22 protein-coding genes and 1 other annotated feature are annotated in these 21366 nt (G+C 36.0%); of the genes, 15 read left to right on the forward strand and 7 right to left on the reverse strand.

Annotated features, from left to right (window positions below; all coding sequences use genetic code 11):
* The first annotated feature begins 71 nt into the window (after positions 1-71).
* The 7 genes from ytxC to CIL05_RS08095 all read left to right on the forward strand — a co-directional run bounded on the left by ytxC (position 72) and on the right by CIL05_RS08095 (position 5746).
* The gene (gene ytxC, locus CIL05_RS08065; RefSeq protein ID WP_095655017.1) at positions 72-929 is read left to right on the forward strand and encodes a putative sporulation protein YtxC; all 858 of its coding nucleotides are present in this window, start codon (positions 72-74) and stop codon (positions 927-929) included.
* A gap of 343 nt (positions 930-1272) precedes the next feature.
* Complete coding sequence (thrS, locus tag CIL05_RS08070; protein WP_095655018.1) at positions 1273-3219, forward strand: threonine--tRNA ligase; 1947 nt, start codon at positions 1273-1275, stop codon at positions 3217-3219.
* A gap of 158 nt (positions 3220-3377) precedes the next feature.
* Positions 3378-3504 (forward strand) — a sequence feature (ribosomal protein L20 leader region).
* 73 nt (positions 3505-3577) lie between these two features.
* The gene (gene infC, locus CIL05_RS08075; protein ID WP_107505449.1) at positions 3578-4081 is read left to right on the forward strand and encodes a translation initiation factor IF-3; all 504 of its coding nucleotides are present in this window, start codon (positions 3578-3580) and stop codon (positions 4079-4081) included.
* A 51-nt stretch (positions 4082-4132) separates the two neighbouring features.
* Positions 4133-4330, forward strand: coding sequence for a 50S ribosomal protein L35 (rpmI, locus tag CIL05_RS08080; protein ID WP_095655020.1), 198 nt, complete (start codon positions 4133-4135; stop codon positions 4328-4330).
* Positions 4331-4387: 57 nt separating this feature from the next.
* Positions 4388-4744: a 50S ribosomal protein L20 gene (gene rplT, locus CIL05_RS08085; RefSeq protein ID WP_095655021.1), complete on the forward strand. Its 357-nt coding sequence runs from the start codon at positions 4388-4390 to the stop codon at positions 4742-4744.
* Between the two features lie 72 nt (positions 4745-4816).
* The gene (locus tag CIL05_RS08090; protein WP_095655022.1) at positions 4817-5098 is read left to right on the forward strand and encodes a DUF1294 domain-containing protein; all 282 of its coding nucleotides are present in this window, start codon (positions 4817-4819) and stop codon (positions 5096-5098) included.
* Between the two features lie 75 nt (positions 5099-5173).
* On the forward strand, positions 5174-5746 hold the full coding sequence (locus CIL05_RS08095; RefSeq protein WP_095655023.1) for a TVP38/TMEM64 family protein: 573 nt from the start codon (positions 5174-5176) through the stop codon (positions 5744-5746).
* A gap of 40 nt (positions 5747-5786) precedes the next feature.
* On the opposite strand, the gene CIL05_RS08100 is transcribed toward CIL05_RS08095, so the two are convergent.
* Positions 5787-6179, reverse strand: a complete 393-nt coding sequence (locus CIL05_RS08100) for a sigma-w pathway protein ysdB (protein WP_095655024.1) — start codon at positions 6177-6179, stop codon at positions 5787-5789.
* Positions 6180-6791: 612 nt separating this feature from the next.
* Between CIL05_RS08100 and CIL05_RS08105 the strand changes: the two genes are divergently transcribed.
* The 4 genes from CIL05_RS08105 (at position 6792) to CIL05_RS08120 (ending at position 10263) form a co-directional block, all read left to right on the forward strand.
* Positions 6792-7277, forward strand: coding sequence for a dUTP diphosphatase (locus CIL05_RS08105; protein ID WP_095655025.1), 486 nt, complete (start codon positions 6792-6794; stop codon positions 7275-7277).
* Between the two features lie 78 nt (positions 7278-7355).
* Positions 7356-8441: a M42 family metallopeptidase gene (locus CIL05_RS08110; RefSeq protein ID WP_095655026.1), complete on the forward strand. Its 1086-nt coding sequence runs from the start codon at positions 7356-7358 to the stop codon at positions 8439-8441.
* A gap of 163 nt (positions 8442-8604) precedes the next feature.
* The gene (locus tag CIL05_RS08115) at positions 8605-9582 is read left to right on the forward strand and encodes a ring-cleaving dioxygenase (protein WP_095655027.1); all 978 of its coding nucleotides are present in this window, start codon (positions 8605-8607) and stop codon (positions 9580-9582) included.
* A 243-nt stretch (positions 9583-9825) separates the two neighbouring features.
* Complete coding sequence (locus CIL05_RS08120) at positions 9826-10263, forward strand: hypothetical protein (protein WP_206207760.1); 438 nt, start codon at positions 9826-9828, stop codon at positions 10261-10263.
* A 91-nt stretch (positions 10264-10354) separates the two neighbouring features.
* On the opposite strand, the gene CIL05_RS22795 is transcribed toward CIL05_RS08120, so the two are convergent.
* The 6 genes from CIL05_RS22795 to sspI all read right to left on the reverse strand — a co-directional run bounded on the left by CIL05_RS22795 (position 10355) and on the right by sspI (position 16280).
* Positions 10355-10981 carry a lytic transglycosylase domain-containing protein gene (locus CIL05_RS22795; RefSeq protein ID WP_095655028.1) on the reverse strand — a complete coding sequence of 209 codons (627 nt, stop codon included), beginning with the start codon at positions 10979-10981 and terminating at the stop codon, positions 10355-10357.
* An 89-nt stretch (positions 10982-11070) separates the two neighbouring features.
* The gene (locus CIL05_RS08130) at positions 11071-11742 is read right to left on the reverse strand and encodes an ABC transporter ATP-binding protein (protein WP_095655029.1); all 672 of its coding nucleotides are present in this window, start codon (positions 11740-11742) and stop codon (positions 11071-11073) included.
* On the reverse strand, positions 11735-12868 hold the full coding sequence (locus tag CIL05_RS08135) for an ABC transporter permease (RefSeq protein WP_095655030.1): 1134 nt from the start codon (positions 12866-12868) through the stop codon (positions 11735-11737). The genes CIL05_RS08130 and CIL05_RS08135 overlap by 8 nt, the downstream gene beginning before the upstream one ends.
* Entirely contained in the window at positions 12865-14088 is a 1224-nt protein-coding gene (locus tag CIL05_RS08140) for an ABC transporter permease (RefSeq protein ID WP_095655031.1), read from the reverse strand. The genes CIL05_RS08135 and CIL05_RS08140 overlap by 4 nt, the downstream gene beginning before the upstream one ends.
* Positions 14089-14127: 39 nt before the next feature.
* The gene (locus CIL05_RS08145; RefSeq protein ID WP_095655032.1) at positions 14128-15720 is read right to left on the reverse strand and encodes a DUF6583 family protein; all 1593 of its coding nucleotides are present in this window, start codon (positions 15718-15720) and stop codon (positions 14128-14130) included.
* 335 nt (positions 15721-16055) lie between these two features.
* Entirely contained in the window at positions 16056-16280 is a 225-nt protein-coding gene (gene sspI / locus CIL05_RS08150) for a small acid-soluble spore protein SspI (protein ID WP_095655033.1), read from the reverse strand.
* A 101-nt stretch (positions 16281-16381) separates the two neighbouring features.
* Between sspI and CIL05_RS08155 the strand changes: the two genes are divergently transcribed.
* From CIL05_RS08155 to zapA, 4 genes are all read left to right on the forward strand, one after another.
* Positions 16382-17119: a TrmH family RNA methyltransferase gene (locus CIL05_RS08155; RefSeq protein ID WP_095655034.1), complete on the forward strand. Its 738-nt coding sequence runs from the start codon at positions 16382-16384 to the stop codon at positions 17117-17119.
* 324 nt (positions 17120-17443) lie between these two features.
* Positions 17444-18478, forward strand: coding sequence for a phenylalanine--tRNA ligase subunit alpha (pheS, locus tag CIL05_RS08160; protein ID WP_095655035.1), 1035 nt, complete (start codon positions 17444-17446; stop codon positions 18476-18478).
* 17 nt (positions 18479-18495) lie between these two features.
* On the forward strand, positions 18496-20922 hold the full coding sequence (gene pheT, locus CIL05_RS08165) for a phenylalanine--tRNA ligase subunit beta (protein WP_095655036.1): 2427 nt from the start codon (positions 18496-18498) through the stop codon (positions 20920-20922).
* 180 nt (positions 20923-21102) lie between these two features.
* Positions 21103-21366 carry a cell division protein ZapA gene (zapA, locus tag CIL05_RS08170; protein WP_095655037.1) on the forward strand — a complete coding sequence of 88 codons (264 nt, stop codon included), beginning with the start codon at positions 21103-21105 and terminating at the stop codon, positions 21364-21366.

The raw sequence follows: 21366 nt of genomic DNA on the forward strand, positions 1-21366 counted from the left end.
TGGTTTATACATTTTTTATTCCATTCATCCATATAATGTAACAGTTTGGTCTTGGGTGAGGGTGATGTATATTGCTGGAGGTATATTTTGAATCTGATAAAGAGGTGATTCGTTTTTGTGAACAGGTATTTCGTTATAATAAGCAAATTGAATTGCATTGGAAAACACATAAAGAATGGGGGAATCATTTACAATTTGAGGAGTTAATCCAAACAAATGAACTTGTGGATACAATAGCCAAATCAATGGTTGATGTTTTTATTACACATCGTTTGGGAAGTATGATAAGAAATATTATTAAAGAATTTTATTATTATACAAATAGTGATGAGATAGAAAAGATTTTGGATTTAACACATTGGATTTTTAAAGGGGAGGATGAGGATAGCCTTCAAGTGCGCAATAATAAAGATCCAAGTCAATTGCTGCATTCTTTGTTCATCTCCAATATAAAAAATACAACAGCCATTCATTTTGATTCGATCGTAAAATTCCGTTTGAAGGTTTTTAAGGATCAGCTTATACATTATGTGGGCTTAGCTATTGATGAATTTAAACGGGAAGAGGATCATCAGGAATTTGTTAATATGCTACGTGAGTATATTGCTAAAAAGGAACCAAGCTTTAAAACCATTCATATATTGCAGGGACGTACCTTTTCTTTTTTTAAGCAAAATGGTAAAAGGTTTACGAAAATGGAGCTACGTGTTCTCATGCAGAAAGAACCACTTTATATTGTCGGATTGAATGACGATGAAATGAATTTGGCTCCTTTAGTTGCAATGGCACCAAATAAAATTAAAATTTATGGAGACCATCCTTCAGAACCGAAAACGTTGACTGTTATTAATGTCTTTCAGGAAAAAGTTGATTTTGAGCCATTTAGTAAGTTCCCATTCTCATACTATATTAAAAATGAATACGAATAAACTTGATTTTACCAATGACAGAGGCTATAATACAGATTATATTATAATATTACTTAAATTAAAGGTAAGGATAAGGACATGATTAATTTGATGCTGTATAGTTTAGAGAAGGAAGTCCATGGCTGAAAGCTTCCCCTGTACATTCAATTTAATTACCACCTTTGAACCCTGCTATTGAAATAGTCAGTAAATAGTGGCGTCTCATCTGCGTTAAAGATAAATGAAGCCGCGAGTTAATAATTTTGCGGAAATCTGGGTGGAACCACGACGTGTCAGACGCTCGTCCCTTTGCAGGCAATGCAGAGGGACGGGCGTCTTTTAATTTATTTAAGGAGTGATCATAATGGCAGAGGAAATCGCAATTAAATTTCCAGATGGGGCAGTAAAGCAATTCCCATCAGGTACAACAGGAGAAGAGATAGCAGGATCCATATCTTCGGGATTAAAAAAACAGGCATTAGCTATTAAGTTAGACGGGGAACCAATAGATTTAAGACGTGAATTAACGAATGGTGGAGAAATTGAAATCATTACCTATAAAAATCAGGAAGGTATTGAAATTATGCGTCACTCCACTGCGCATTTAATGGCACAGGCAATAAAACGTCTCTATAAAGATGTTAAATTTGGTGTGGGACCGGTCATTGAAGAAGGTTTCTATTACGACATGGACATGGAGCAATCGCTAACCCCTGAAGATCTTCCAAAGATAGAGAAAGAAATGAAACGAATTGTCGATGAGGCGCTTGAAATCAAACGAATTGAAGTTTCACGAGAGGAAGCAAAAGAAAAATTTCGTGAAATTGGTGATGATCTAAAATTGGAATTAATCGACGCAATTCCGGAAGGCGAACAGGTAACCATTTATGAGCAAGGTGAATTCTTTGATTTGTGCCGGGGAATTCACGTACCTGCTACAAATAAAATTAAAGCATTTAAATTATTGAGTATTTCCGGCGCATATTGGCGTGGGGATAGTAATAATCAACAATTGCAGCGTATTTATGGTACAGCTTTTGAAAAACAGGCACAGGTTGATGAGTATCTGAATCTTTTGGAAGAGCGCAAGGAACGTGATCATCGTAAGCTCGGAAAAGAATTGGATATTTTTACAGTTAATCAGCAGATTGGTCAAGGCTTACCACTATGGCTTCCAAAAGGTGCAACAATACGCCGGCAAATTGAACGCTATATTGTAGATATCGAGGAACGCCTTGGTTATGACCATGTATATACACCAGTTTTAGCAAATGTGGATCTGTACAAAACAAGTGGACACTGGGATCATTACCAGGATGATATGTTCCCAACAATGCAAATGGACAATGAGGAACTTGTATTACGTCCAATGAACTGTCCACATCATATGATGGTTTTTAAAGATCAATTATGGAGCTATCGTAATTTACCTGTACGTATTGCTGAGCTCGGTACAATGCACCGTTATGAAATGAGTGGGGCACTTGCCGGACTTCAGCGGGTAAGGGCAATGACATTAAATGATGCGCATATTTTTGCAAGACCGGATCAGCTGAAGGAAGAATTTATCCGGGTTGTGGAGCTTGTACAAAAGGTGTATAAAGACTTTGGAATTGACGAATATTATTTCCGTCTATCCTACCGTGACCCTGAGGACAAGGAAAAGTATATTGACAATGATGAAATGTGGGAAAAAGCTGAGAGTATGCTGAAGGAAACAATGGAAGACATGAACCTTGATTATGTAGAAGCAGTAGGGGAAGCCGCTTTTTATGGTCCTAAATTGGATGTGCAAGTAAAAACAGCATTAGGCAAGGATGAAACGCTTTCTACAGTTCAGCTTGACTATCAGCTGCCCGAAAGGTTTGACCTGACATACATTGGTGAGGATGGCAAAGAACATCGTCCTGTCGTTATCCACCGTGGAGTTGTTTCTACAATGGAACGTTTTGTTGCATTTCTTATTGAAGAGTATAAGGGAGCATTCCCAACCTGGTTGGCCCCGGTTCAAGTCAAGGCAATTCCTGTTTCACCACAGGTTCATTTAGATTATGCAAAAGAAGTTGCTGATAAATTGAAATTACAGGGCATAAGGGTGACAGTTGATGAGCGTGATGAAAAAATCGGGTATAAAATAAGAGAAGCACAAACTCAAAAAATACCATTCGCTTTGGTACTTGGTGACAACGAAATAGAAGCAGATGCAGTTAATGTTCGCCGATATGGTGAAAAGCAATCAGAAACTATGAGCTATAGTGATTTTGTTGCTTTAATAAGTAAGGAAATTGTTGAGAAAACATTGAGAAAATAATTTATTTGGCCATGTATAGTCGCATGGCCTTTTCAATTGGATAAAAATATGATATAGTAATTCGGGTAACAAACTTAATAACGTTGAAATAGAATGTTTGTTTGACAATGTTATGTTTACATGTTATTCTATATTAGTTGAATAAAAACTAAATGATCTGAGACAAGTAGAAGCACCCGCTTCTCACCTGATCGACGCAATTTGCAGTTGACTGGTTTCTAATTTCTTTAAATAGACTATTGGAGACGTGTGGGTGCATGATTGTACCGACACTTTTTTAATGTTTTAAAATCCGCTTGTCAATGAAAGATCAGTAACACTTAAAATATTTTGGAGGTGGCTGGCAATTAGCAAAGATATGAATGTCAATGAAAAGATTCGTGCTAGAGAAGTACGTCTTATCGACTCAAATGGTGATCAGCTTGGTGTGAAATCACGTCAGGAAGCATTGGAAATTGCACAAACCAGAAATCTGGATTTAGTATTGGTTGCACCAAATGCAAAACCGCCGGTATGTCGAATCATGGACTTTGGTAAGTATCGTTTTGAGCAGCAAAAAAAGGAAAAAGAAGCTCGTAAAAAACAAAAAGTTATAAATGTAAAAGAAGTACGCTTTACACCAGGAATTGGCGATCATGATTATGAAACTAAATTAAAGAACGCTAAAAAATTCCTTGAAAAAGGCGATAAAGTAAAAGCAGCAGTTCGTTTTCGCGGACGTGCTATTACACACAAGGAGCTTGGCCGGAATGTGCTTGACCGTATGGCAGAGGATGTTAAAGATGTTGCTACGGTTGAAACCAAACCTAAAATGGAAGGCCGCAATATGTTTATGATGCTTGCTCCCATTAATGAAAAATAATTAATCATCCTCAGGTAGGATATTCACTAACATTACAAGGAGGAAATTATTATGCCTAAAATGAAAACCCATAAAGGTTCTCAAAAACGCTTTAAAAGAACAGGTTCTGGAAAAATGAAACGCTCACATGCTTATACAAGCCATTTATTTGCAAATAAATCTCAGAAACAAAAACGTAAACTTCGTAAAGGTGCGCTTGTTTCTGCAGGAGATTATAGACGAATCAAAGCAATGATTCCAAATAAATAATAATATTTTTTTAATCTAATAAAAATGATTTTGATTGTAATATAGGAGGGAATTATCATGCCACGTGTTAAAGGTGGAACAGTAACGCGTCAACGTCGTAAACGCGTCCTTAAACTAGCAAAAGGTTATTATGGTTCGAAGAGAACGCTATTTAAAACAGCAAAACAGCAAGTAATGAAATCAGGTCAATATGCTTATCGTGACCGCAGACAGAAAAAACGTGATTTCCGTAAACTTTGGATCACTCGTATTAATGCTGCAGCTCGCTTGAATGATCTTTCTTACAGCAAACTAATGCATGGATTAAAAGTTGCAGGTATCGAAGTTAACCGTAAGATGCTGTCAGAACTTGCTATTAATGACGAAAAAGCATTTGCTCAATTAGCAGTTAAAGCAAAAGATGCTTTAAAATAATTTAGAATGAAGGATCAAATCCGTATGCCTGGATTTGATCTTTTTTCTTACATAAACAGAGGAAGTGGAGTAATGGATGGAATAAGTGTTATCTTAGTTTACTTGGCAGGTGTTAATCTAATTACATTTTTTTTGATGGGGCTGGATAAGCAAAAAGCAAAAAAGCATCAATATCGTATCCCTGAAAAGACTTTTTGGGTGCTGGCACTGATTGGTGGTGCTGTTGGAGGATTAATTGGAATGAAATTTTTCCGTCATAAAACAAAGCACAGCTCGTTTGTGATAGGGATGCCTTTACTTATTATTTTCCATGCAGCTATTATCATATTCTTTTTCTTTCCTTCCATGTCATAAAGGCTCGTCTCTTGTCATATACATGTACTAAGAGATATTAAGATACAAATAGCTCTGTTAAAAGGGGGTAGATTAGTGGATCTTTTTGGGAATTATATAATGGCATTCATCGAAACGGGCGGGCTTTTTGCTCCAATCCTTTTCATTAGTTTTCACTTGCTCCGGCCATTGTTTTTTCTTCCTGTAGTCTTTATATGTATCTCTGGTGGGATATTGTTCGGAGCTGTTGCAGGGACATTTTATTCCCTTATAGGCATCACATTATCAAGTGTCATCTTTTATTTTATTATAAAGTGGATGCCAAAGACATTTAAAAAACTTGTAAAGGTAAAACAAAAAATGATCGGAAAACATTCTGAATTAACAACACCACAAATTACGCTACTTCGTCTGATCCCATTTATCCATTTTCATTTGTTATCATTATGTTTAATTGAAATCTCCGCAAACTTTAGGGATTACACGAAATCATCTTTATTATCCAATATTCCTTTAGCATTTGTATATACGTCCATCGGTGGATGGATATCCAACTTAACCCCATTATATATCTTCGTATTTCTAATCGCATTGCTGCCATTAATTTATATTTTAAGACGCAAAGAAATTATAATAAAATGGCAGGATTTTTTTCAAGTAAGCACATAAGCATAAAAAACACTCATCTGAACAGACAGATGAGTGTTTTTTATTCAATACTGGTTAACAATAATTGATTGATCGGATGTTTCCATTCAATTTTCGCATGTGGATAGCGTAAAAGAATTTCATTTTCGAGAAAATACAAGTCATCACGTGTAAGCCCCTTTAATTCAAGTGAATCGTCAACCACAACATGGATATCAACAACTTCAAAGGAATATTCTGTTGCACCTACATATTTTTCCCCTTGAAATAAGCAGCCTTTATAAACAAATTGGATATTTTTCTTATTATTATCAGGTTCATCCAAAAAATAGAATTCGTTTGTTTCTTTAGCAATACGAAGTCGCCTCTGTGGATTGCGGAAATATTGAATCCAAGTATAGACGAGGAGAGCTAGTGCAACAAGTATAAGTATACGAAATAATAACACAATCATAGTCAACCGTCTCCCTGTTATTTGTTGTCTTCTCTACTTGTACGTTTTATCCAGCAGGTAGGTTTCACTAATTTTACATTTTTGTTTATTTAACATAAAATATTTCTATAAACGTATGTTTTAAGCTTTTCTTTTATTAGTGGTACAATCATAAAAAAGGCTTTTTTGTAAGTTTTATCTTCTTAATCTTCGGAGTGGATGTAAAATGTGAAGTAAATCGAGATTGATTCCAATAACATGTGCCATTGCCGCCGTCGCCGTCCGGGATCGCTGCGGGCGGATGCTTTCCGCGGGCACGGCTTCAGCCTCCTCGAGAAAGTCACTCTGCGGGGTCTTCAGACACGTGCTATTCCCACTGGAGTCACCGCCCTCCGCTCACCCGAACTGGTTAGGTGGTTTGATGTTTTAAAAATTGATTACTAATGCAGTACATCGGCAGTAACCAGAAATCCAGCGAAATGTGTTTCCGGAGCGGTAATAAGGACTAGTGATCATCTATTACGTCGTAGTTTATATCTTTTGTAACAAAAACAATATTTTTTCGGTGGGGCGAGTAAACTTAGTCCAATCTTTTAGAAAATAGCCTAAAAATGAGAAAAGAGGGAAATATAATTGAACTGGGATAAACTTTTTTCAATGCAGGAACAGTTGGATAAATATATTGAGTCCAATCATAACATGAAAGATATAGATGTTTTTCAGGAAAAATATTTGGCATTATTAGTGGAGCTTGGTGAGCTGGCAAATGAAACAAGATGCTTTAAATTTTGGAGTAAAAAACCGCGGAATGAAAAAAGTATCATCCTGGAGGAATATGTGGATGGGATCCATTTTATTCTATCTCTGGGGATTGAGAAAGGTTATAAATATGAAGCCCAGCCTATAGAAGCGGTAAGATTAACTGAAACAGAGCAATTTAATCTTGTATTTGAAGCATGTACTTCATTCAAGCAAAATCCAACAAAAATAAATTATGATAAAATGTTTAAAAAGTTCCTGCAGCTTGGTGATCTTCTCGGCTTTAGTGAATCAGATATTCAACAGGCATACTTGAAAAAGAATGAGATAAATTACGAAAGACAGAATCAGGGCTATTAATAACTTTAAATATTTTGTTATTTTACTAAAAAAAGTTATAATTGGGGTTGCAGTAATAAAAGGAGGATTTTAATACATATGGCTAAACTTGATAACACACTAACAATGCTAAAAGATTTAACAGATGCAAAAGGAATTCCGGGTAATGAGAAAGAACCAAGAGAAGTAATGGAAAAATATATCAGTCCCTATGCTGATGAAGTATTTACAGATAATCTTGGAAGCTTGATCGCTAAGAAAACAGGAAAAGAAGGCGGACCAAAAATTATGGTTGCCGGGCACTTGGATGAAGTAGGATTTATGGTCACTCGTATTGATGACAAAGGATTTGTTTATTTCCAGACTGTTGGTGGCTGGTGGAGTCAAGTAATGCTGGCCCAGCGTGTAACAATCATGGGAGAAGATGGAGATGTTACCGGAGTTATTGGCTCCAAGCCTCCACATATTCTTTCAGCAGAAGCACGTAAAAAGCCAGTTGATATAAAAGATATGTTTATTGATATTGGTGCAACCAGCAAAGAGGAAGCATTGGAATTTGGTGTTAAACCAGGTAATTCTGTCGTTCCTTACTTTGAATTTACGCAACTTAAAAATGAAAAAATGCTGTTGGCAAAAGCCTGGGATAACCGAATCGGCTGTGCTATTGCTATTGAAGTATTAAAACAGCTTAAAGATGTTGACCATCCAAACATAGTATATGGAGTTGGAACAATTCAAGAAGAGGTTGGTTTACGTGGTGCTAAGACTGCTGCACATAAAATCGAACCCGATATTGGATTTGGAGTTGATGTAGGTATCGCAGGTGATACTCCCGGTGTTTCTGACCAGGAGGCAGATAGTGAACTAGGAAAAGGCCCACAAATAATTTTATATGATGCATCAATGGTTTCACATAAAGGTGTACGTGATTTGATTGTGAAGACTGCTGATGAGAATAAAATTCCTTATCAGTTTTCATCAATAGCCGGTGGTGGAACTGATTCAGGATCTATACATTTAACTGCAAATGGAGTACCATCATTATCAATTACGATAGCAACACGTTATATTCATTCACATGCAGCTATCCTGCATCGTGATGATTTTGAAAATGCTGTTAAATTAATTGTAGAAGCTATTAAAAAATTAGATAATGAAACAGTTAAAGAAATTGTTTTAGCTTAAATTTTAAAAGGATCAGTTGCCATTACAGGTGCTGATCTTTTATTATTTTATAAAATTGACAGATGAAATTATTAATGATATATTTATATTTAATTAAAGATAACTTAATTAAGAACAAAGAATTTATGAATGTTTTTTTAAGTTCAAAATGGAGGAATTTATAATGAACGAATTAAAAGGAATACACCACGTAACTGCAATTACAAGCAGTGCTGAAAAGAACTATGAGTTTTTCACATATGTATTGGGTATGCGCTTAGTAAAGAAAACAGTGAATCAGGATGATATTCAAACATATCATTTATTTTTCGCCGATGATACTGGAAGCCCGGGAACAGATATGACTTTCTTCGATTTTCCTGGTATCCCTAAAGGAGTACATGGAACGAATGAAATTTCCAAAACCTCATTTCGTGTACCAAGTGATGCGGCAATTGAATATTGGGTAAATCGGTTTGACCGTTTGGAAGTAAAACACACTGGTATAAAAGAGCAGTTTGGCAAAAAGACAATTTCTTTTGTAGATTTCGATGACCAGCAGTATCAATTAATTTCAGATGAAGATAATGAAGGTGTTGCTGCAGGCACACCATGGCAGGAAGGGCCAGTTCCTCTAGAATTTGCAATTACCGGGTTAGGTCCGATTTTTGTTAGGATCGCTAACTTCGATTACTTTAAGGAAATGCTGGAGAAAGTTTTATTATTTAAGGAGATAGCTAATGAAGGTGACTTTCATCTATTTGAAGTTGGCGAAGGGGGAAATGGTGCTCAGGTAGTTGTAGAATTCAATACCGTTCTTCCATTGGCTCGACAAGGCTTTGGTACAGTTCATCATACAGCATTTCGTGTTGAAGACCGTTCTGTGCTCGACGAATGGGATAATCATATGCGCCGCTTTGGTTTCCAAACTTCAGGCTTTGTGGAACGTCATTTCTTTGGTTCTCTATATTCTAATGTTGCACCACAAATTTTATTTGAATTTGCAACAGATGGTCCAGGATTTATGGGGGACGAATCTTATGAAACATTAGGAGAAAAATTATCGCTTCCTCCGTTTTTAGAGCCAAAACGTGATGAAATTGAAAAAATGGTTCGTCCTATTGATACGGTAAGAAGTACGAAAGAATTTAAGAAGGAGTAGGGAGAGGCCAAAAGTATTTAAATAGAACTCTTTCAGGACAGGTACGATTCTATATAGGATTGTACCTGTTTTTTTATTAGTGTTAAAATTCACCTTTACTTATATTATTCTATGAGGGTTTTATTTTTCATGAAGAATTCTGGGAATTCCAATGAAATTGTTGGTAAAATAGGATCGTTTTCCTATCGATGATGTAACCTATACCTCCTATTAACCGTCTACTGAAATAAAAGGGGGGTTTTCATGAAGTTTCGTTATCTTCTAATATTATTTATTATATTTGCTTCTTTTTTTCCAGGCAAACTATTTGCTACATCCTGGGCTTATTCGTTTGTAGTTTGGGATGATTATATTTATGTGGTCGGTAATGAGTACGTCCAGGAAGTTGGCAGCGAGATTGGAGAAGTCAAAAAGTATTCAGATATGGAGCAGTATGCCGGTAACTTCTCAAATACTTATAGGGGAGGTACTAAATATTATTCAATCAAAGGGATAAGTACAGATGAAGCGATTGCAGTACAAGAAAACGATGGCAAGTATAAAAAAGCGGTCAGAGAAGCTGAGTATACGTATGGAAAAGAAAAAAGTAATTTCTCAGGATTAGCTGCTGCCTTTGTAATTCCTATTCTAATCATCATAGTTCTCAGTATTTACTTTATTAAAAATAAGAGGAAATTATAATATATCAAATTTCAGAGTGATCGAGTTGAAGCCGCTGCTGTGAAAAAAGAACTTCAACTATTACTGAAGTTCTTTTCATCAAATGGTTTTCCTATGCTAAATAAGAATCCATAACTTTCTTAACATAATTTTGTGTTTCATTAAATGGTGGGATTCCCTGATATTTATCAACATTCCCCGGTCCGGCATTATACGCGGCGAGTGCTAATCCAAGATTCCCATTGTAGTGGCTTAGCATTTGGCTTAAATACTTGGTTCCACCATCAATATTTTGCTCCGAATCAAATGGGTTTGTAACTCCAAGACCTTTGGCTGTTGCCGGCATTAATTGCATTAATCCCATAGCACCGGCACCGCTTCTGGCATTTGCATTATAATTCGATTCTGTTTGAATTACAGAATGGATGAGCTTTTCACTAATGCCATATTTACCGGCAGCTTCACTTATGTATGTATCAAATTGAGTTGCTCCTAGAGCGCCTCCTGTGGCATTTGAAGTTGCCAGGGGAAGTGCAGCCGTGTATGTAGCAGTAAAGTCATTTTTGCTTGGCTGCAAATTTGCATTATTAAGTGCAGAAGCATTATTTATTTTATCCTGAAGTAGCTGTTTAAATGCTAAGTCAACCATTGGGGAATGGTTTGAGAGTGAATTATTATTGGTTGTCATTATCGACATTGCCTGGTATTGAATCATTTGCTGCAAATCTCTTATCTCCATCTGAAATCCCCCTTAGCCGTATATACTTATTTTACTTAGAGAAGCTGAATAAAGCAATAAAATTATTAGGACTGCGGTTAGTCATCCCGTTAAAAAGAAATTACTTCTTTTCCCGAATCTATTAATATACTTTTATAAAAGGGATCCTCACCAATGCAAATGACACGATCACATAGGCTGATTATTTCATCCATATCATGGGAAGTATAAACAATTGATTTTTTTTCGTTTATGGCCTGGTTTTTTAAGTAGGTTCCAATCTCTTTACGTGATTTTAGGTCAATTCCAACTGTAGGCTCATCCAACAATAAAAGTTCAGGATCATGAATCAGGCTGATAGCCAGATTCAATTTGCGTTTCATTCCACCTGACAATGTTTTGGTTGGTTCTTTCCATTTATCAAGTTCCATATCCAGGCACAGCTGCTTTAATTCTATTTTACTTTTCTTTCTCCAGGATAATTTTTCAAAGAAAATCATGTTTTCTTCAACCGTAAATTCATCCCATATAGCAATATCCTGTGGAACAAAGCCGATTTGTTTCCGGATTACTTTTTTGTTCTTGTCATAGGACATGTCATTTAAGGAAATTACGCCATCTGTTGGCTTTTGAATGGTTGCCAAAATATGAAGCAGTGTGGATTTCCCAGCACCATTCTCACCAACAAGTCCGATTATTTCTCCTTTTTGAACAGATAAGGAGATGGATGACAAAATTGACTTTTTTCCATATTTTTTTGATATATTAGTAACATTAAGCATGGGATTTCTCCTTTCTTACATGCCATAAACCAATGATAAAACTAAATATAATTAACCAAATAACACTTATTTTATTCGATAGAAAAGTAGCAAGTGGATTTAAATATTCGAGCCATTGATAGCTTTGAATAATACCATCAATTGGTAAAATAGCACCACTGGTAATTGCGACTAGTAATGTAATGACAAAGGAAACACTGTAAAACAAATAAACATTTTTAAAGCATAATGCCAATAGAAAAGCACCTGCATTTAACATCAAACGGTAAGAAAGAATTACGCCAATCGAGTGTAGGTTAAAAGGTTCCTCTAAAAATAAAAAGAAAGCACCTGCTGCGATCAGATCAAAAATAAATAGTAATATTGTATAGAATAATGCATTTATTACCATATAGTTTTTAAATGTAATCCGGATAAATGTAAATCTTGGGGCAAGGCTCGATCTGTTTTCTTTAATTAACCAATCAAATAAGAGTAAGGTACTTAAAATACTGAATACGGCCCATAGTCCCCATGGTTTCCATATTGTAATTCCTTTTCCATCATTTTCTTGTCCTGAATCAGCAAAAGTAAATGTCGTATGAAGCAGATTTTCCTTGGCCTCAATTTCTTTACTTTTAGCCACAACCTCTTCCCAGGTCCACTGTTTGCTTAGACCCGCATTGTCACTTAGATTTTTAACTGTAAAGGCTGCTTTTGATCTCCCCGTATCTTGCTGGACATAAGAGATAATCATTTCCGATACAGGAGTAAATGCAAATGATAAATCAGATTGAAAGCTAGTTATTAAGCGATTTCTACTTCCTTTTCGCACCTGTTCATCATAGCCTGCTTTAATCACAAAAGCACTATCCAGTTCATGCTGTTCTATTTTTAGAAGCGCATCTTCTTCCGTAGTTTCATAGACCCTTATAAATGGTGTCTGTTTAATAGAAGTCACCAGGTCTTTAGCGAGTGGTGTGTTTTCTTCTAGAACAATGCCAACCGGAACCTTACTGTCATCCTGAATTGCACTGGTTACGTTAGTAACTAAGATTGTTGTAACAATAGGAAGGAGCAGCCAAAAAAGTAATGTGAAAATTTGCTTCTTCCAATGAATAAGGCGTGTTTGCAGTATATTAATCATTCCTGAACACGCTCCTTCCAAATTGAAATCCCATAGAGTAGGAATAATCCTGCTACACTCATGATTAATAAGGGATAAAAATCTGCATATAAGCGATCATTAAGTGAAATTTCCTGTAGCCAGCTTAAAGCCTCAAATGAAAAGACATATGGCAAAAATTGCTGAATTTGTACTGGGAAATATATAGTAGGTATTATAGCACCACTAACTAACAGAATTAATCCAGTGAGGAAAGATTGTCCAAGCAGCCGGAATTTCTGTGATGGGATAATAACCTCTATGATTGCCAAACATGTGAGGAATATGATGCTATATAATAATAAAAGAAAAGATATTCTTACATAATCCTCTAAAATCAAATTCCATTCTAGCAGATGATTTAGTATAGCAAAGAAGCAAGCTGAAAATAACATAGTAATCAGAAGGGAAACAATCATTCTTGCCGTGATTTGCAGTCGGTCAGTAATCCCGTAAAGCCTCATTCGCTGCTTTATATGGATGGTGTTTTCTTTACAAAGAAAATTATATATAGCTAAAAGCCAGATAGTTAGAATAATGAACCAACTGGCTATTCCATAGTAATGAATAGGGGACGCAGTTGCATTATTTGTTATTTCCTGTTCATTTATTATTTTATCCTTACCTATCGTATAAAATAAAAACTCTTTAAACTGTTCAAATAATAGATCATTTCGTATATCATCATCGATATTGAGTTCTTTTGCATAGTAATTAATTGTTAATATATTTGCCTGTGAGGCACTAATATGTCGTGTTATGCTTTCAATCAATTCTTTCACCAGGTAACTTTCAGTTGATCTGTTGGGATTTGCAACAATTGGGAGTTTAACAGGTTCTCCCTGATATAAATTGTTTGTAAAGTTATTCGGAAAGGTTATGTATGAGGTTAACTCATCTTTCTTAATGGCATTAGCGGCTTCAGCTTCTGACATTTTATTTATTTGAATGAATGAACTGAGTTGAGATGATTGATCAATCAGTTCAACTACCAATTGTGTTTCTTTTGACTGGTCGTTATCTACTAATCCAACATAAATTGGATCACTATCATCAGGTGTGATGAAGGTGATTATTAAGCCGGCAACAAGTCCAACAATTAAAATTGGAAAAAGCAAAAGAAGAGGAAGTGATAGCCACTTCCTCCTAAGCTGCAAAAAATTATTTTTAATAAATAAAAGTAAGTGTTTTACGAAATGCATACAGGCACTTCCATTTCATTTATGTTTAGATGAATCCTTTTAGAATCCCATGTTCCCACTGCCAGCCAGGATTCCGAACATCCATTGCTGCACTTGTGGTGTTACTTCAAGCTCGAAGTAATCTGTTATTTCTTCAACGCTCATACTTCCTAAATCCTTAACATTATCCTCATTAGGCAGTTCAACACTTTCAATTGTTTGACCATCCACCAGAACGTTTAGTGTAAACATATCCTGACTGACTTCCGGGCTTTCAATGGAAAGATTATGCTCTGAACTCATTTTGTCATTGTCATAGGTGGCATTTCCAGACCAAATTAAACTACCTCCACCAAAGGACGGATCCTCCACAGAAAACACACGCTCAAAATCACGTTTGCCATCCTTTAATGATTCTGTACCTTCATAGGAAAGGGTAACTTGATCTGCTGTTAGATTAATAGAGTCATCCGCCTTATTATCCTCCCATGATAGGTTTCCGGAAATATTCATTGTACCTTGATCAATAGAATCAGAGAAACTTAAATCATAATTAAAGAATTGCTTTGTATCCTCTAATAACTGAGACCCTTTAACTGCAAAGCTTACTAATTCGTCAGTGGAAGGACCCATTTCAATTTGAAAATCACGTTGTACGATTAAATCATCCTTGATCCAGGAGATTGCTGTTAAGCCATCAGGAATCTGGAAATCTTGTATTCCTTCTTCAGCATCAGCCATCGCCGTTTCGAAATCACTGATTAATTGATCGATTTCTCCTTCTATGGATGGACCACTAAATTGCAATGCCATTTGATCCCGAATAAGCTCTTTAACTTTTTCATCTTTTCCTAGTTTTTCAAAAGTTTTAATTAAAATATCTTTGAACTGTTCTTCAGAAAGATTAAATGTTATTTTTTCAGTATCAAGTGATTCACCATTTACTTTAATCGTTTCATCGACAGTTTCAAATGCACTTTCTGGTAATTCATCATATATCATTTTAGCATATTCATCTTCTAAATACTTCTGGTCTTCCTCTGAAAGAAAACCATTTGTTCCTTCAAAAAAGCTTTCCAGATTCATAGATTCTTCACCTGTAAAAGTTTCCGGATCTACCTCTTTTAAAAGGTTACCGAGATCTTCATCTTTTAATTGCAGTAATTCTTCAATAAATGGCAGTCCCACCATGATTTTTTCTGCAGTTAAATAAAAGTTAATATCATCAATTTCCATTCCGCCGATATCAGCTTTTAATGCTGCAGAAGCTTTTTTGTTTTCCATATCAGTTGCACCAGTTATGGTGATGGTGGAGTTGTTAATGATCTGCGCCGGATCTACTGTACCGAATCCGCCACCCCCCATATTGTTTGGAACATTGTATTCTGCTGAAAGTTCCACCGTTGATTCTGTTGGTGTCGTTTCAGTTTGCTCCAACCAGCTCAATTCCGGCTCGTATCGTTGTTCAACTTTTTCCGTTATAAAGTCAAATGTGTCTTTTTCAGCTAAAAAGAATTTTTCCTTTGCTGAAAGGTCCATTATAACAAATGCTGCTACACTGCCTCCCACTACTAAGACAGCTGCTACAATAATTGCAATTATTCCTTTTGAAAGACCTTTCTTTTTCCCCCCGTTGTTAAATGATTCATCCATTGATCATTTCCCCTCTCTCCTTAGCACTCTATACTTATATGTATTATGAAAGCAATAATCTCATTACATTAAAGCATCTTCATATTTTTATATCACTTAAAAAAAATATAGTCAAATTGTTCCATGATATATGTTCAATATCATGATACTTAAGTACTGATATTATCTCGATCTCAAGATTTATTAGTAGGTTTCTATTCCTATATATTATGTAAAAAATGGTAATTTATTTATGTTATCCTCTTTATTTTAATGAAAACTAGTTATATATGATTATTTTTGAAAAAAAGACAGATGTTATTTTTTTACACCTGTCCTTTACAGTTTTCAGAAATTTATTGAGAATTAGTTGCTTGTTTAACGCCTTGTTCCAAAGCATCTACCATTTCCTGCTTTTCCTGTTCAGCTGATTGGCTCCAAATTAATTCAAATAAAACTCCTAGACCTGGAAGCATTTTTTCTTCGCCTTTTTCAATGGCATCAACAATTGTTGCCTCTAATTGACCCTGATCATTTGTAGCAATATTGGATAAAATTGCTTTTCTCAAGTTTAAATCCATTTTTTCACCTCATTATTTTAAAATTAAACTAAGGATAGTTTGACCTGAATAGATGAAAATATGTATGATTAGATGAGAAATAGAAGATAAGGATGGAAAAAATGATTACTTCTGTAAAAAATGACAAGGTTAAGGCATGGCGTAAACTGCATAAACGAAAAGACCGTACAAGTTCAGGGACATTTTTAATTGAAGGCTTCCACTTATTAGAGGAAGCCTGGAAAAGTAATTGGTCCATTATAGAAATTATAACCCAGAATAATGTGGAGTTACCAGGCTGGTGTAATGATTTCCCGCTTGAAGAGGTGAGTGATAATGTTTTTCAGCATATTTCACAAACAAAATCTCCACAAGGGATTGCCGCGGTTATAGCAATGAATGAAACCATTTCTATAACCGGAAATTACTTGCTGTTGATTGACTCCATACAGGATCCTGGAAATCTGGGGACAATCATCAGAACTGCTGATGCTGCAGGATTTGATGGGATTGTTTTAGGGAGTGATACAGTTGACATGTATAATGAAAAAGTGATTCGTGCTACACAGGGATCTATTTTTCATATCCCAACATTTCAGGCAGATCTCAAGGAAGAAATAATTGATTTAAAAAATAATGGGTACAATGTATGGGCAACGGCATTGAATAATGCGAAGGTTTATACGGATCTGGAAGTTAGTAAAAAAGTTGCAATAATTGTTGGAAATGAAGGTGCCGGTGTTAGGGAAGAACTTATGGATTTGGCAGATACGCTTGTAAACATACCTATTTATGGCAAAGCTGAATCACTTAATGTCAGTGTAGCAACAGGTATACTGATGTATTATGTTAAAAGTTAAAGTTGCAAGCTGACCGTTATTTATCTATAATATATATAACATAATAATGCATTGAAAGAGCTATGTGATATTTAGGAGCGGTAAAGGGATGAAGTGCCCTGGACTGAAAGCATTTCTACCGTATTGGATATTACTATTTCACTCTGGAGCTGACACTTGGACCTTGTTCAATCAAGTAAAGGTGTTCCGGATTTAAATCCGTTATCATTTTTCAAGTTGAACACGAATGAATAATAAAGTGTTAATTAGGGTGGTACCGCGAAATAATAGCCTCGTCCCTTTATTGGGATAGGGGCTTTTTCTATTTTTAAGGAGGCATTGCAAATGAAGGAGCAATTGGAGGCAATTCAATCAGAAGCATTGGAAAAAATTGACGGAACTAATAATGTTAAAGAGCTACAAGAAATTAAAGTTGCTTACTTAGGTAAAAAAGGTTCATTAACAGGTGTTTTAAGAGGGATGGGAAAGCTGTCCAAGGAAGAACGACCGGTTGTAGGTGAAATTGCCAATAAAGTAAGAGAAGCGATCACAGATGCATTGGAACAAAAAAGTGAAATCCTTGAACAAGAGGCAATGGAAAAACAATTAGAAGCAGAAGCAATTGATATTACATTGCCTGGTCGGCAGGTTAAGGTTGGCGGTCCTCATTTATTGACATCAATTGTTGAGGAGATTGAAGATTTATTTATTGGAATGGGCTTTGAGGTGCGGGAAGGTCCGGAAGTGGAGACAGATTACTATAACTTCGAGGCACTAAATTTACCAAAAGGTCATCCGGCAAGAGATATGCAGGATACATTTTATCTTACAAACGAGCTATTAATGAGAACACATACATCTCCCGTTCAAGCCAGAACAATGCGTGAATTTGACGGTGGGAAGCCTGTGAGAATGATATGTCCAGGAAAAGTATACAGACGGGACACAGATGACGCGACACATTCACATCAATTCACACAAATTGAAGGACTTTTTGTTGATGAAAATGTTCGAATGAGTGACCTGAAAGGAATACTGGATACATTTGCCAAGAAAATGTTCGGCCAGGAACGTAAAATACGCCTGCGTCCAAGTTATTTCCCATTCACTGAGCCTTCTGTCGAAATGGATATTTCATGTAAGGTATGCGGTGGTGATGGCTGTTCCGTATGTAAAGGAAGTGGCTGGATAGAGATATTAGGTGCAGGTATGGTACATCCGAATGTCCTTGAAATGGCTGGGTATGATCCTGAGAAATACAGTGGTTTTGCATTTGGCATGGGTACTGAACGAATTGCCATGTTGAAATACGGAGTAAATGACATCAGACAATTTTACACAAATGATATACGGTTTTTGAAACAGTATCACAATGCGTAGGGAGGTAACTTAAAAGTATGTTAGTATCATTAAATTGGTTAAAAAATTATGTGGATATTGGAATGATCAGTCCTGAAGAATTAGCAGAAAAGATTACAAAATCCGGGATTGAAGTGGATGGAATTGAATATATTGCTGAGAAAAGCGAAAATGTTGTCGTAGGATATGTGGAGTCTTGCGAAAAGCATCCAAATGCGGATAAATTAAATCTTTGTCAGGTAGATGTTGGTGATGACAAGCTGCAGATTATTTGTGGCGCACCAAATATTGCCCAAGGTCAAAAAGTTGCTGTAGCAAAACCTGGTGCAGTATTACCTGGTAATTTTAAAATTAAAAAGGTTAAACTTCGCGGCGTGGAATCAAATGGTATGATCTGTTCTCTGAAGGAACTTGGGGTCGAGGAAAAATATGTGCCGAAAGATGCTGTAGATGGAATTTTTGTTTTTCCAGATAATGTAACAATTGGGGGAAATGTTGAAGCCTTACTTAATTTGAATGATGCAGTTTTAGAATTTGATTTAACCCCAAACCGAGCAGATGCCTTATCTATGCATGGTGTAGCATATGAGGTAGCTGCGATTTTGAATCAGCCAATCCAATTACCTGAAGAAGCGGTGGAGGTAAGTGATGAGGATGCAAATAGTTATGTTTCTGTAGAGGTGGAAGATAAAGATTTAAATCCATATTATGGTGCATTTATTATTAAGGATCTTGAAATAAAACCATCTCCGCTATGGATGTGCAATTACCTAATGGCAGCAGGAATTCGTCCCATTAATAATGTTGTTGATATTACGAACTATGTCCTCCTTGAATATGGTCAGCCATTACATGCATTTGATTACGACAGGCTTCAGTCTGAAAAAATTGTTGTCCGCCGTGCGAAACAAGGAGAGACGCTTGTTACATTGGACGATCAGGAAAGAACATTATCAGAAGATCATCTTGTAATTACGAATGGATTAGAACCTGTTGCACTGGCTGGTGTTATGGGTGGTGCAGGTACAGAAGTAAATGAGACTACTACTACTGTTTTATTGGAAGCAGCATACTTTGTCTCATCGGCTGTTCGAAAGACAGTTAAAGATACAGGGTTACGCAGTGAATCGAGTACAAGATTTGAAAAAGGAATTGATCCAAATCGTGTGAAGAAGGCAGGACTAAGAGCTTGTCAGCTTCTGCAGCAATATGCTGGTGGGAAAGTCCTTGCAAATACAGTTGAATTTGATGAGTTGGACCGTTCCGAAAAAGTAGTTGAAATAAATACGACAGAGATTAATAAACGCCTGGGAACTGAAATTACAATAGCAGAAATTATTGATATTTTAAATAAGCTACGATTTAATTTTGAGCAAAATAACGAAGATTTCACTGTTTATGCTCCCACCCGGCGTGGAGATATTACTATTTTTGAGGATATGCTTGAGGAAGTAGCTCGAATTTATGGCTATGATAATCTGCCATACACCTTACCAGTGGGCGCATCACAAGCTGGGGCTTTAACTGAAAGACAGCAATTAAAACGTGATATTAAAAATTATCTTCAAGGTACAGGATTAATGGAAACAATTACGTATTCACTTACGAATGAAAAAAACATCGGTAAGCTGATCAGTCCGGAAGTTCAGGAAAATAATCCGGAACCAATAGCATTGGCTATGCCCATGACTGAAGATCATAAATATTTACGGTTGAGTCTATTGCCTGAGCTTTTGGGAACATTAGGCTATAACCAGGCAAGAAATCAGTCAAACCTAGCCTATTATGAATTGGGTCCGATATATATAACACATGAAAAAACGTTGACTAAGCAACCTGATGAAAGTTTACGACTTGCAGGAGCGTTATCAGGAACATGGACAGAACAGCCATGGCAGCAAGAGAAAAAAGAAGTGGATTTTTATCTAACCAAAGGTATATTGGAAGGGCTTTTTGATTTCTTGCAAATCCCTGTTTTATTTAAACAGGCTAAGCTTCCTGATATGCACCCGGGTCGATGTGCAACACTGACACTCCATGATGAAGTAATTGGATTCATTGGGCAGTTACATCCAATTTTGGAAAAAAATATGGATTTGAAGGAAACATTTGTATTTGATGTAAACATGGAAAAAGTATTTGCAGCCTATTCAAATGAGTCCACCTATAGTCAAATCCCGAAATACCCATCTATTGCACGTGACATTGCCTTTATTCTTGATGAGGAAGTACTTGCAGGAGATGTAAAAGCTACAATTGAAGAAACAGGTGCTCCACTTGTAAAGAAAGTCGACATTTTTGATGTATATCAAGGGGAAAATGCACCAGATGGTAAGAAGTCAATTGCCTACAGTTTACTATATCAGCACCCGGAAAAAACGTTAAAAGATGATGAAATAGAAGAATCATTTAACGAAATAATTGAAACGGTCAATAGTAAATATGGTGCATATGTAAGATCCTAATTAAAAAACGATGTGGCAGTTGCCATATCGTTTTTTATATCATCTGGAAAGTGAATGTATATAGGTTAAAGCAAAAAAATAATAAATATTGAAATGCATAGGAATATCAGTTTCCTAAATGTATATCTTCATGTTAATATAAAGAGAACAATTTTTTTCCAAGACAGGAGGAGACCCGCTGTGGCTCAACAGGATAAACAACGCATAACTGTAGAAATAAATCATAAATCCTATACAATAATTGGCAAAGAACCTGTCAGTCATGTACGCATGGTTGCCAGTCTGGTTGATCAGAAAATGAATGAAATACAAGAGAAGAACGCTCATCTTGATACAACAAAATTAGCAGTACTTACAGCTGTGAATACAATGAATGATTATCTGAAATTAAAAGAGGACTATGCCTCGTTGCTTGGTTCATTAAAAAAGAAAGAGGATCAATAA

Origin of the sequence: Virgibacillus profundi (assembly GCF_002287375.1) — a bacterium.
Classification (GTDB): Bacteria; Bacillota; Bacilli; order Bacillales; family Amphibacillaceae; genus Virgibacillus_K; species Virgibacillus_K profundi.

Coding starts and splice junctions, on each gene's coding strand:
- thrS (WP_095655018.1), top strand. CDS start 1,273: ATGGCAGAGGAAATCGCAATTAAATTTCCAGATGGGGCAGTAAAGCAA.
- infC (WP_107505449.1), top strand. CDS start 3,578: ATGAATGTCAATGAAAAGATTCGTGCTAGAGAAGTACGTCTTATCGAC.
- rpmI (WP_095655020.1), top strand. CDS start 4,133: ATGCCTAAAATGAAAACCCATAAAGGTTCTCAAAAACGCTTTAAAAGA.
- rplT (WP_095655021.1), top strand. CDS start 4,388: ATGCCACGTGTTAAAGGTGGAACAGTAACGCGTCAACGTCGTAAACGC.
- CIL05_RS08090 (WP_095655022.1), top strand. CDS start 4,817: ATGGATGGAATAAGTGTTATCTTAGTTTACTTGGCAGGTGTTAATCTA.
- CIL05_RS08100 (WP_095655024.1), bottom strand. CDS start 6,179: ATGATTGTGTTATTATTTCGTATACTTATACTTGTTGCACTAGCTCTC.
- CIL05_RS08110 (WP_095655026.1), top strand. CDS start 7,356: ATGGCTAAACTTGATAACACACTAACAATGCTAAAAGATTTAACAGAT.
- CIL05_RS08115 (WP_095655027.1), top strand. CDS start 8,605: ATGAACGAATTAAAAGGAATACACCACGTAACTGCAATTACAAGCAGT.
- CIL05_RS08120 (WP_206207760.1), top strand. CDS start 9,826: ATGAAGTTTCGTTATCTTCTAATATTATTTATTATATTTGCTTCTTTT.
- CIL05_RS22795 (WP_095655028.1), bottom strand. CDS start 10,981: ATGGAGATAAGAGATTTGCAGCAAATGATTCAATACCAGGCAATGTCG.
- CIL05_RS08130 (WP_095655029.1), bottom strand. CDS start 11,742: ATGCTTAATGTTACTAATATATCAAAAAAATATGGAAAAAAGTCAATT.
- CIL05_RS08135 (WP_095655030.1), bottom strand. CDS start 12,868: ATGATTAATATACTGCAAACACGCCTTATTCATTGGAAGAAGCAAATT.
- CIL05_RS08140 (WP_095655031.1), bottom strand. CDS start 14,088: ATGCATTTCGTAAAACACTTACTTTTATTTATTAAAAATAATTTTTTG.
- CIL05_RS08145 (WP_095655032.1), bottom strand. CDS start 15,720: ATGGATGAATCATTTAACAACGGGGGGAAAAAGAAAGGTCTTTCAAAA.
- sspI (WP_095655033.1), bottom strand. CDS start 16,280: ATGGATTTAAACTTGAGAAAAGCAATTTTATCCAATATTGCTACAAAT.
- CIL05_RS08155 (WP_095655034.1), top strand. CDS start 16,382: ATGATTACTTCTGTAAAAAATGACAAGGTTAAGGCATGGCGTAAACTG.
- pheS (WP_095655035.1), top strand. CDS start 17,444: ATGAAGGAGCAATTGGAGGCAATTCAATCAGAAGCATTGGAAAAAATT.
- pheT (WP_095655036.1), top strand. CDS start 18,496: ATGTTAGTATCATTAAATTGGTTAAAAAATTATGTGGATATTGGAATG.